11 protein-coding genes are annotated in these 11265 nt (G+C 40.5%); 8 read left to right on the top strand and 3 right to left on the bottom strand.

What is annotated here, in order from left to right:
• The coding region (locus BQ9856_RS14835) for an ATP-binding protein (protein ID WP_077611722.1) at nucleotides 1–507 on the top strand (507 nt) is incomplete at its 5' end.
• 1084 nt (nucleotides 508–1591) lie between these two features.
• Here BQ9856_RS14835 and BQ9856_RS14820 read toward each other — a convergent pair.
• The 3 genes from BQ9856_RS14820 to BQ9856_RS14810 are packed head-to-tail and all read right to left on the bottom strand — an operon-like array spanning nucleotide 1592 to nucleotide 3597.
• Entirely contained in the window at nucleotides 1592–1780 is a 189-nt protein-coding gene (locus tag BQ9856_RS14820; RefSeq protein WP_077611719.1) for a cysteine-rich KTR domain-containing protein, read from the bottom strand.
• Nucleotides 1773–3062, bottom strand: a complete 1290-nt coding sequence (locus BQ9856_RS14815; protein WP_077611718.1) for an MFS transporter — start codon at nucleotides 3060–3062, stop codon at nucleotides 1773–1775. Before BQ9856_RS14815 ends, BQ9856_RS14820 begins: the two co-directional genes overlap by 8 nt.
• Nucleotides 3055–3597: a MarR family winged helix-turn-helix transcriptional regulator gene (locus BQ9856_RS14810; protein WP_077611717.1), complete on the bottom strand. Its 543-nt coding sequence runs from the start codon at nucleotides 3595–3597 to the stop codon at nucleotides 3055–3057. Before BQ9856_RS14810 ends, BQ9856_RS14815 begins: the two co-directional genes overlap by 8 nt.
• A 302-nt stretch (nucleotides 3598–3899) precedes the next feature.
• Here BQ9856_RS14810 and BQ9856_RS14805 point away from each other — a divergent pair, with 302 nt between their 5' ends.
• The 7 genes from BQ9856_RS14805 (at nucleotide 3900) to BQ9856_RS14775 (ending at nucleotide 10779) form a co-directional block, all read left to right on the top strand.
• Nucleotides 3900–4247: a hypothetical protein gene (locus BQ9856_RS14805; protein WP_077611716.1), complete on the top strand. Its 348-nt coding sequence runs from the start codon at nucleotides 3900–3902 to the stop codon at nucleotides 4245–4247.
• A complete protein-coding gene (locus BQ9856_RS14800) occupies nucleotides 4240–5037 on the top strand; it encodes a hypothetical protein (RefSeq protein ID WP_077611715.1) in 798 nt (265 codons plus the stop codon). The genes BQ9856_RS14805 and BQ9856_RS14800 overlap by 8 nt, the downstream gene beginning before the upstream one ends.
• 520 nt (nucleotides 5038–5557) lie before the next feature.
• Nucleotides 5558–5776 carry a helix-turn-helix transcriptional regulator gene (locus BQ9856_RS14795; protein WP_077611714.1) on the top strand — a complete coding sequence of 73 codons (219 nt, stop codon included), beginning with the start codon at nucleotides 5558–5560 and terminating at the stop codon, nucleotides 5774–5776.
• Complete coding sequence (locus tag BQ9856_RS14790; protein ID WP_159442006.1) at nucleotides 5766–6557, top strand: DUF3169 family protein; 792 nt, start codon at nucleotides 5766–5768, stop codon at nucleotides 6555–6557. The genes BQ9856_RS14795 and BQ9856_RS14790 overlap by 11 nt, the downstream gene beginning before the upstream one ends.
• Before the next feature lie 519 nt (nucleotides 6558–7076).
• The gene (locus BQ9856_RS14785) at nucleotides 7077–7268 is read left to right on the top strand and encodes a hypothetical protein (protein ID WP_077611712.1); all 192 of its coding nucleotides are present in this window, start codon (nucleotides 7077–7079) and stop codon (nucleotides 7266–7268) included.
• A 383-nt stretch (nucleotides 7269–7651) separates the two neighbouring features.
• A complete protein-coding gene (gene recQ, locus BQ9856_RS14780) occupies nucleotides 7652–9490 on the top strand; it encodes a DNA helicase RecQ (protein ID WP_077613388.1) in 1839 nt (612 codons plus the stop codon).
• Between the two features lie 197 nt (nucleotides 9491–9687).
• On the top strand, nucleotides 9688–10779 hold the full coding sequence (locus tag BQ9856_RS14775; RefSeq protein ID WP_077611711.1) for a TRAP transporter substrate-binding protein: 1092 nt from the start codon (nucleotides 9688–9690) through the stop codon (nucleotides 10777–10779).
• Nucleotides 10780–11265 lie beyond the last annotated feature (486 nt).

Genomic DNA, 11265 nt, shown 5'->3' with positions numbered 1-11265 from the left:
CTGGCCAGCTGCGAATATATCACTGAACACCGTAATCTATTTATTACAGGTGCTACAGGCAGTGGGAAGACTTATCTGGCTTGTGCTTTTGGCATGGAAGCCTGCAAGCAGCGCTATAAGACCAGATATGTCCGACTTCCGGACCTGCTCCTTGAGTTGGAGATGTCACGGAATGATGGGACTTATAAAAAAGTCCAGGCAAAGTATGCAAATCCAGTTCTTCTCATCATAGATGAATGGCTTCTCTTGAAACCAACAGAATCGGAACAACATGATATCCTTGAACTGCTTCACAGACGCCGCCGTAAATCATCTACCATCTTCTGCTCACAGTATGAACAGAGTGGCTGGTTTGATCAGCTTGGAGGAGATGAAAGCCCTCTGGCGGAAGCAATCCTGGATAGGATCAAACATGATGCCTATAAGATCAATATCATTCCCACAGATCCAGGAAACTACAGATCCATGAGAGAGGTATATGGACTGAATCAGTCCTTAAGCGAGTAAACTCGCATGTAACATAAAAAGAGTATCTGCGGTTTCCCTGTTCCGGACAGGCGGTTTCCACCTTACCGGAACAGCGGTTTCACCGCGCCGTAATATTCATTCCCTCCTTTGAAAACATACGATACTCGAATTGTCACAGGAAGTCGATACCATAAACTACTAAAAATAAGTGCTTTAAACTTGAGAAATAGATCAAACGGCTTTACAGACTTCTTATTAACTTGTTTGGCTGGTTACGATTTAACTGGAGTCGCTCATGATCCCGTAACTCTTCCGCATAAATTGGCATTCCCTGCAAGTGCGACCCCGATCACGACTCCAATGCCAAGAATCCGACCCCGATGAAAAAGTCCTTTCAGTCCGCATTGCGGGCTGATGTAAGCGGAGCCGGGAAAGTTTTTGACCCCGGCTCTTTAACCTGCATCATTTTCGCCCTCATGGTTCACCCCTGTTTTAGTGCAGGAAATGAGCGGAAATATTCCTCAGCCAGATTTTTAAATAGCTGCAAGTATGCGACTTGAGCCATATAAAAAAACAGCCATAGATGCGACTTTTTTTAAAGTAGCAGAAAGAAGAATAGGTGGCAACAGCAACTCAAACAGTTATCAGGGAAAAGGAAAAATCCTTTCTTTTTCATATTTGCCCGACAAGGCTTTTATATTGCCTGAATGGCATACATGTTCCATCATCGGTTTCAAAGGCCACACAAGGGCGATATTTTGCGACACAGGGCTAAACGAGAATGGTACATCAATTCTGCATTGCCATTGATTTATAATAACTGCCTACCCCCATGTTTCATGGTGAATAAAGCAACGGTTACTCCCCAATAGACAATAGCAACTTTAAATTCATATGGTTCCTCCGCTTTAACCGCCATCACTGTTAAGTCGAAGGAAATTGCACTTTCCTCAATGTTGGCACAGAATACGGCGGCCTTGAAATTCTTCAAAACCGCCGTTTTTCTATGTATGCGACACACACTAAACAACGGTTTTATATTCGTTGTTAAGAATGTCAGTATCACATAACTGAAATAGTTATCATAAAGAAAAGAGAGCCGACAATTGTGATTTACTCACGATTATCGGCTCTGCGTCTGTGTGTCTGGCTCTTTGATAACTGACATATTTAGTTGTTTTACGTTGATTAACGTTTCATGTTTGCATTTGGGACAGAATAGTGGAAAGTTTTCAAGTATAGTATCTTCTCGGACTTTAAGCCGGGTTTTATTCTTGCAGATAGGACAGAACATCCATTTCTCCTCAATCACTATCAGCCACCCGCTTTCTTATTTGTTCTTTTATTTGAAGGTCAATCTGATAGAAAATGCGGCGGGTAAGTAGGCTTATTACTATCATAATCACCCCTGCCACATAGAACGGAAAATATACGTTGCTTCCAATATTTTCAAACACAAGCCCATAAATGAACTGTCCTAGAGGATTTGTACACATGGCAACACACATAAAGCAAGAGATTACCTTTCCGATTAAATTTATCGGCGTTAAAAGTTGCAAACTGCTCACAATCTGAATTTGGAATAAGGTATGCAGTGTCAGTAGCAAACCGCACCCAATGGTCAAGACAAGATAAACGCTCATCCCCGCACTCAGCGCTTGCAACGCAACCCCGCCTATGAGTATGAACAAAGAACACCCAATCAACAGTATAGGACATGCTTTTGATTTTAGCCTGTTTGATAACACCCCAGCCAATAAACCGCCCAATATTGCCCCTGCCGCAGCTCCGCCTTGTGCGTAACCGTATAATCGATTGGCGGTGTCTGGGTCGAACCCTAAATGCTGCGTGATTATAACCGGAAGTCCGATTGTAATTAGTGTCGTTAGTAATAAGTTGGATGAAGCAAATATTAAAGATACCTTCCAGAGTACAGGTCGCTCCCTAAGCATAAAGCTAAAGCTTTCTTTCATGTCATCCGTGCCAGTTTTAAATATGTTACCGGTTGGCGCCTGCTTATCAAATGGAATGTGGATAAAAGCATCCAGCACCACAGATACGAAAAAACAGAAGATACTTACATATAGAATAGGCGTTAATCCAAAAACGGAAAACAAAAGCCCTCCGATTACAGGCCCCGCCATACTGGCTGCGGAATCAATCATATCTACAATAGAGTTTGCCTTCATAATATGTTCAGGCTCTACCAACGCAGGTACGCTTGCTTTAACTGTTGGTCTGTCCACTCCATCTATACCATACAAAATAATAATTGTGATTGTCATAAGTGGAACAATATCTATTTTTCCTGACAGTAAGCAAAACAAAGCAATTAGGATTGCTGTGCAAAAATCCAGAACGAGCATAATATTCCGCTTATTCATGCGGTCGGCTATAATGCCACCGACCGGGAACAGTAAAAGCATGGGGATAAAAGAGACTGCCATAATTGACCCGAATAAAGCGGATGAACCTGTCTGAATCAGCAAGTAAAGTGGAAGGGCATACCTCAATATTTGGTTCCCGAATGCGGAAACAATCCTGCCGATTATAACAAGTATAAAATCTTTTGATAATATAGTTTTTCTATTCATGATGATGGGTTCTCCTTTTTACGAAATTTTGATGGTGTCTTAGTATTTCATCTGCTGTGCTTGTATTAGGGTGGTCTTCGTTAAAACTTTCTGGGGCTACGCCGTCGAAGCTATACAGCTTTTTCAGAAACGTACACAATAATTCTAAATCTTCCGTCGTAAAATCATGGAAGATATCCGCTAAAAATACATCTGTGCTCTCTGAACACGTTTTAAAAGCTTTCTCACCCTCGGCTGTAATAGTGATATTAACCGCACGTTTATCCCGTTCGCTTGGCATGACAGATAGATATTTCTTTTTTTCCATAACATCAACAATCTGCTTCACGCTTTGCTTGGTAGTCCCTAGTTTTCGTGCGATATGATTGATTGTCGCTTTTCCATCAGGTGCATGGATAATTGCCGATATTGCCAGCATTTGGCGAATGGTAAACTCCCCCAAATATTGATCTCCCCGTACTTGCAGTTTATTGGCTACGGAAAACAATGCTGTAAGAGCGTACTGTGAAAAAAATAAATCCCGTTGCAAATCCATATAATACAACTCCTTTCATTAAGACATTATATTGTCTAAAAGGACTATAACACCGTTTCTTTCAATTGTCAATATACTGTCTAAAATATTTTATTGCATTGTATAAGTAGTCAAAACGGCTAAGCAATACAGATAAGTGAAAGGGACTAACGGTATTTTAGGCATTTTCTTAAAGTTGTTTATTATAATACCCATGAAGTGAAGGTGCTGTGGATAAATCTGCGGAAACTCAAGCAAGTCAATCGTTGACAGAGTTGTTACGTATGCTATAATCAAGAGTATATCGGAGAGGAGGAGTTGTTGTGTTTAGCTGTCGTCAATTACTTGAAGAAAAGGATATAACAATATACTGGTTAGCAGACAATGAAAGAATTATGAAATATGTGAAATCAGGAAACCACTATAAAGCCGTAGCATTGAAGTACATAAAAAATGATTTGATGTATCCGATGCCAGACGGCTCTGTCTTATCCGCTCAAAAGGTTGAAGTGCAGTTACTTCGGAGACTTCCACTAGAACGAGACAGGAAGAGGCTTAGTCCTGACCTGCTTCGTTTAGCCGATGTGAATGACTGGGTAGGTTATATAAATAAGACCGGAACGAAAACTCCGATAGACTGCATTACTTTGGAGGTGGTAGTAAATGAGTAGTTCATTGCCGGATGGTGTGCAGGATAAAGAAGTGTCTGGTGGTTACGTATACAAGTTCGATGTATTACGTAGACCAGAGGTATACCATAGCTTATCAGAGTATCTGGCCTATAAGTTGTCTGTTCAGCTGAGGTCTTTGAGACATCTAGAATATGAAATTGTGGAAAAAGAGAATGAAAGAAGCGTGGCAGTAGTAAGAAGCCGAAACTTTACTCCTGCGGGTATCAATCAGGTAAGCTTGGTAAACCTGGCATGTGACAGGAACGTTTCTGAGCTCTTAGATATTGTGAATGCGAGTAATCCAAACGAGACTGAATTCAATAAGATGTTTAACGAATTAGTCCACTATCTGGAAAGCGCGGGTATTGCGGATGCGAAAGATTATATAATTAATCTTTTATGGGAAGATTTGATTAATTTGAATGATGACAGACATTTAGGAAACCTAGTGTTGATTATGGACATCGAGGGTACCAGATTATCTCCTTATTTTGACTTTGGAAATAGTTGGTTGGCTTTTCATAACAATGTTGATTTTGATAACATGGAGAAGATCATAGCCAATGTTAGGTTGCAACCATTTGATATAGGTGTTGCTGATGCTGTGCGTTGGTATTCTGAAATACGGGTATGCCCATTTGATTTAAGTGGTATAGATTTAAGTTCTTTAAAGAAAGAACTGTACCGTGTCAGAGAGTTTTATCCGGAGAATGTGATTAAGAGTAAAGAAACAATATTAACCGAATGGTTACCTAATGTGACAAGATTAATAAAGCTGAACAGCAACTAATTTATAGAATGATAAAACAATGCGCTGACGTATGAGCTTCTAGTGTTGTTAATTAATAATGTTTAAAAGGGTACCGTGTATTTTCATGGTGCTTTTTTAATACAAAGATATGGAGGGAGCATGTTTGCGGTAGCAGCTAATGGTATATAGACTATATGTAAAATGCAGAGAGAGCTAAATACCATTTTAGCGATTTACCCATACCCAAAGTATCAGAAGTATGCAACGTTTGAAGAAGCGAACGAATGGTTACGGAGACACTCAAGGTCACTGGATTACTTCCAATGCCAGGAATCCGACTCTGATGTAAAAATCCTCTCAGTCCGGGTTGCAGGCTGATGTAAGCGGAGCCGGGGAAGTTTTTGACCCCGGCTCTTTAACCTGCATCATTTTTGCTCCATGGTTCATAGTAAACCCTCCCATCACACCTATTGACAACTATAGTTGTCAATGGTATAATAAGACAGTAATGACAAGAATAGTTGTCAAATACTAATACATTTCATAAGGAGAGGTCAATGTGCCATTATACAATCATTTAAAGGAATACCGGTCAAATCTTAAGATAAACCAATATGAAATGGGAAGACTGGTCGGAGTATCAAGACAAACAATCAGCCAGATTGAGCGTGGCGATTATTCTCCGTCTGTGACATTAGCGCTTAAAATAGCAAAGGTTTTTGACGTTGCAGTAGAGGATGTATTTCATTATGAGGAGGAAAAGTCAGGTGAACAATGAAAAAATTCGTGAGATCAGAACAGAAGATAAAAGGGCTCTGCATAAGTACATCATTATTATGATAATTGCGTTGCTCGTTGGTTTAATCATTGGTTTTTTATCCAATATTCTGGAGGGAAATGCCGCTGAATGGATAGCCGGGAATTTGCTGGTTTTTTTAGAGAGATTTTATCCGGTTGCTAATATTGTTATCACAATTGTATTGATGCTCCCAGTTATTTATCTTTATAAAAAAAGCCGTAAACTCTATCAGGCATGGGATGGAGAAAGCGAAGGGGAAATCAATCAGGTTGAAATTAATTTAAGCTATGCACTATGGTTTACCTCTATATTACTTGTATTATCGTTTTTCTTTTTTTCCGTAGGCTTCTATATTAATATCTATGATGCTTCTGAGTATTTAAGCAGAGCGGATAAGATATGCTGGTTTACAGGATTCTTAGCTGCAATAGTTTGTACCATTATAGCGCAGCAAAAGATTGTTAATTTTGAAAAGGAAATCAATCCTGAAAAACAGGGAAGTGTATTTGATCAAAAGTTTGCAAAAAAATGGGAGGAAAGCTGTGATGAGGCAGAACGGATGACAATTTATAAATCCGCATACAGGTCCTTTCAAGCTGTGACTGTAACCTGTCTGATATTATGGTTATTTTGTGTGATTGGAGCAAATATCTGGAATTTTGGTCTGATGCCTGTTACTGTAATTACGGTTATATGGCTTGTTCAGGTATCCAGTTACTGTATGGAAGCGATTCGTCAGTCAAAAAATTCATTAAAATAATAATCAAATATAAATTTGATACCGTACAAGACGTTGCATTCTATTAAGATTTCAGCGTCTTGTACTTTTATGACTCAAGCATGATCATAGCCAAACGCTCAGTGAAAGGCCGAAGTTTGTATAATCCAGTTTCATGAATTTGTTCAATTAAAATATTAAACGGCCGGGGCAGATTTGATCAAAAGCAAATCATAAAACAGAATTCTGAAGACTTTCAAAAGGTAAAAATTCGGCTCACATTATTCTGGGAGTTACCAAAAGTTACAAATAAACGGTTAATTGTTACATGATAAAATTTATGTCGAATTTTGCAGTATTATATTAAGTGTTTGTAATCAGGGCCGAAAGATAGAAAATGGTATAAATTTTATTTTATAACTGCTGCATTTAATGAAATATGAATTACATATATAAGTCAGGTTTATCACAAATAAATTGCAGGAATTGGCAGAAAACCAGATTCAAAAGCCTTGAAAAACAAGGAAAAACACTTGAATTATTTAGGAGGATTAAGACAGTATGAGAAATGCAATTAATATTTTGAAGATTATTCTTGTTTGTGCGATAGGTATGTTTCTTCTATTTATGCCATATGAGAAATTTCAGTCGATTTTTCCAGCCGCTAAGTCGAAAATTTTAGTTAAAGTTGCGGGTGGCTTTGTTCTGCTTTGCGGTCTGTTTGTAGCATTCATTATGATGAGTGAATTTTAATACGGACCAATGGAATACACCCGGTTTCCAAGTGGCTGAATAAAATATAAATAAGATTGACAATGGAAATACGGTCAGGGGAATGAAGAAGTGTGGTTTTAAATAATATAAAGAAAGAAGTAAACATATAGTGATTTATAAAAAGGGCGTATTATTAATCTGACTTTTATAGTTGGATTATCATACGCCCTTTTACGGTAGAGCATATCATTACCCGGCTTTTAAGCGCGGAAAACAGGTTCATTAATTCAGGACAGCTATGAGAGATTTCCCGTTTTTAATAAATAAAAATTATATAAAGTCTGCATTGGGTGTGGAATATTTGAAAGCAGAGTGGTATAATATGGGAAAAGCAAATGATAAGGAGCAGAAATAAACGTTATATGGACAAATTTCAAGCATTAAAGCACTATTTCGGTTACGACAGTTTCCGGGAGGGGCAGGAAATGCTCATCGACAGCATTCTGTCCGGTAAAGATGCCCTTGGAATCATGCCGACCGGTTCCGGAAAGTCCCTGTGCTTTCAGATTCCGGCTCTCATGATGGAGGGAATCACACTGGTCATTTCCCCTCTGATTTCCCTGATGAAAGATCAGGTGGCAACTCTCAATCAGGCAGGCATTCACGCCGCATATCTTAACAGTTCTTTGACTGCGAGTCAGTATTATAAGGCCCTGTCCTATGCACGGGAAGGGCGATACCCCATTATTTATGTAGCTCCGGAGCGTCTTGTGACGGATGATTTTCTGGATTTTGCATTGCATTCGAAGATATCCATGGTAGCAGTGGATGAGGCTCACTGTGTCTCTCAGTGGGGACAGGATTTCAGGCCCAGCTATTTAAAAATCATAGATTTCATTGATAAGCTTCCCAAACGTCCGGTCATCAGCGCTTTTACAGCTACCGCAACAAAAGAAGTCCGGGAGGATGTCATCGATATTCTCATGCTTCGGGAGCCTGCGGTAGTAACTACCGGCTATGACAGGCCCAACCTTTATTTAGGCGTCCAATCCCCGAAGGATAAGTATGCCACTTTGAGGAATTATGTGGAGTGCCATCCGGATCAGTGCGGAATCATTTACTGCCTGACCAGAAAGCTGGTGGAGGAGGTCTGTGACAAGCTGAACCGGGACGGATTTTCGGCTACCAGATACCATGCAGGGTTAAGTGACGCAGAGCGGCGGAAGAACCAGGATGATTTTATATATGACAGAAGCCAGATCATGGTGGCAACCAATGCATTCGGCATGGGAATCGATAAATCCAACGTGCGCTTTGTCATCCATTATAACATGCCGAAGAACCTGGAATCCTACTATCAGGAGGTAGGAAGATGCTCCAGAGACGGGGAACCTGGAGAATGCATCCTGCTTTACAGCGGCCAGGATGTAGTGACCAATCAGATGTTTATTGACAACAATCAGGACAACCAGGAGCTGGATCCGCTTACCCGCCGGATCGTTATGGAACGGGATCGGGAACGGCTGAAAAAGATGACCTACTACTGTTTTACCAACGAATGTCTCAGGGATTACATTCTGCGGTACTTTGGAGTGTATGGGGAGAATTACTGCGGGAATTGTTCCAACTGTTTAAGCCAGTTTGAGACTGTTGATGTGACGGATATTGCAAAAGAACTGATCGGCTGTATAGAGACAAGCAGGCAGCGGTATGGAACTACGGTTATCATTGATACGGTCCATGGGGCTAATACGGCAAAGATCCGAAACTACCGGATGGATGAGAATCCCCATTACGGTGTTCTGGCTAAGGTGCCGGTCTATAAGCTGCGGCAGGTGATGAATCACTTATTCCTTAATGATTACCTTGCGGTGACCAATGATGAATATGCCGTTGTAAAGCTGACCGGGAAGTCCATGGCAGTGCTGGAAGAGGATGAGGCTATATTCATGAAGATGGCCAAGGAACAGGAACCTGCGGCAAAAGAAAAGGGCAGTAAGAAATCAAAGAAATCCAATGCAGCTGCAGTGGAGTTAACGGAAGCTGACGAGGCGCTGTTTGAAAAGCTGAGGACGCTGAGACTGGAGATCGCCAGAGAGGAAAAAGTACCGCCTTATATTGTATTTTCTGACAAGACACTGGTACATATGTCTGTGACAAAGCCGAAGACGAAAAAGGACATGCTTTCAGTGTCCGGGGTTGGAGAATTTAAGTTTGAAAAGTATGGGGAGAGGTTTTTGGAGATCATTAATTTTGTTTGAAAATTATTTACGTTACCCTGAGCCAGCCTCACCAATCACATTATATAAAATGATTCTTCTTTTATAATCGTAATAATAAATTTTCATTTCTGGGTATAATAAAAATACAATTTCCCGCATTATGCGCGGCGACATGGTCTTTCCGGTCACAGGAACTGGGATAAACCATATTTTATTACGATTCAGGAGGAACAATCATGAAAAAATCACTGGCTTTGATACTCATATCCGCTATGGCTGTGAGCCTGGCAGGCTGTGGAGCTGCTGACAGGGTAACAACCGAAGCACCGTCAGCGGAGACGAAGGAAGCGGCTGCGGCACAGGCATCGGCATCTGCAGCAAGATCCGATTCCGCAGAGCCGGAACTGATTTTTAAGTACGGGGAGGTAAATGGTGATGACAATATCATTACCAGAGTAGGTTACAAATTTGCGGAGTACGTGGATGAATTGTCCAACGGACGCATTAAGATCGAAGTATATCCCAGTGCTGCCCTGGGTGATGAAAGAACCTCTCTGCAAACATTACAGAAGGGCGGAGGAACCATCGATATGTACAGGGGAAATACCAACGCTTTAACCGGTTATGGATTTCAAAAGCTCAATATGTTTGGTCTTCCATACATTTTTAATAGCCGTGAGGGTATGTGGAAGGTTCTGGAAAATGAGGACCTTGGACAGGCATTTTTATCGGAAGGGGCTGAGATAGGCGCCGGAATGGTCGGATTATTCTATACGGATGAAGGCGCACGCAATCTGTTTACTACAAAGGAAATTAACGGATTAGACGACATTAAGAATAAGAGAATCCGTGTTCCGGAATCAGTTCTGATGATGGATACCATATCTGCTTTTGGCGCAGAACCCATACCTATGCCTTACGGCGAGCTTTACGGTTCTTTGCAGACTGGGGCTGTAGATGGCGCGGAAAACCCGTTACCGGCATATATTTCGAATAGATTTTATGAGGTTGCTCCTTATTACTTATTAAGCGAACATGTATTCAGCCCAGGCATCGTGCTGATGGCAGAAGAAAAGTGGAATGCTTTAAGTGATGAAGACAAGAACATCCTGATGGAAGCCGGAAGGATGGCATCTGAATGGAATAAGAACGCGATTGTGACGGAAGAGGAAACACTTCGTAAGCAACTGAACGATTTAGGAGTTACTGTTATTGAGATGACGCCGGAGGAAGAGGCCGAAGCCCGGGAAGACACAGATATCGTACGGGTTAGCTTTACCCCGGGTTTGGAAGCTTTGCTGTATAAGATCATTGAAGTTCAAAAATGACCATTTTCATTAAGAGGGCCTTGCAGAATGAACGGTGAACCCCGGTCATTCTGCAAGGCTCTTCTTCCATTTAACAAACGAAAAATGGGGTACGAAAGCATTGAAGCCACATGCATTTATCTAGGAAGGCTTGCAAAAGGGCATTGAAATATGATTGATAAAATTATAATACGATAAAGAAAAATATAAGGCGCAGCGTCGTGACAAAATATCGTCAAGGTGCTGCGCTTGTTCTATAAAAAAATGCCTGCCATGTCTCCAATTACCGATACAAATGGGATATGGCAAGCTTTTCATGTTCTTATAATGTATATTATAGGAACATAGGAACTTTAGTTTATACACAGTTCCAGCCTTATAAATACTTGATTTACATTCTATTTTTCATATCGGCAAAAAATATTATTACATAAGTTTTTTAAAAAAAATTCTTTTATTTCCCTACAAAAAGGCAATTCTGATACAAATCAATAGCTTGTTAAATAT

The sequence above is a fragment of the Clostridium sp. Marseille-P2415 genome (assembly GCF_900155545.1).
GTDB lineage: Bacteria > Bacillota > Clostridia > Lachnospirales > Lachnospiraceae > Lacrimispora.
The sequence above is the reverse complement of the archived record's forward strand: the minus strand, read 5'-3'. Positions and strand labels throughout refer to the sequence as shown.

Excerpts from the sequence above, each read along its gene's own strand:
- BQ9856_RS14815 (WP_077611718.1), bottom strand. The coding sequence starts at position 3,062 with ATGAATAGAAAAACTATATTATCAAAAGATTTTATACTTGTTATAATC.
- BQ9856_RS14785 (WP_077611712.1), top strand. The coding sequence starts at position 7,077 with ATGAGAAATGCAATTAATATTTTGAAGATTATTCTTGTTTGTGCGATA.
- BQ9856_RS14800 (WP_077611715.1), top strand. The coding sequence starts at position 4,240 with ATGAGTAGTTCATTGCCGGATGGTGTGCAGGATAAAGAAGTGTCTGGT.
- BQ9856_RS14810 (WP_077611717.1), bottom strand. The coding sequence starts at position 3,597 with ATGGATTTGCAACGGGATTTATTTTTTTCACAGTACGCTCTTACAGCA.
- recQ (WP_077613388.1), top strand. The coding sequence starts at position 7,652 with ATGGACAAATTTCAAGCATTAAAGCACTATTTCGGTTACGACAGTTTC.
- BQ9856_RS14775 (WP_077611711.1), top strand. The coding sequence starts at position 9,688 with ATGAAAAAATCACTGGCTTTGATACTCATATCCGCTATGGCTGTGAGC.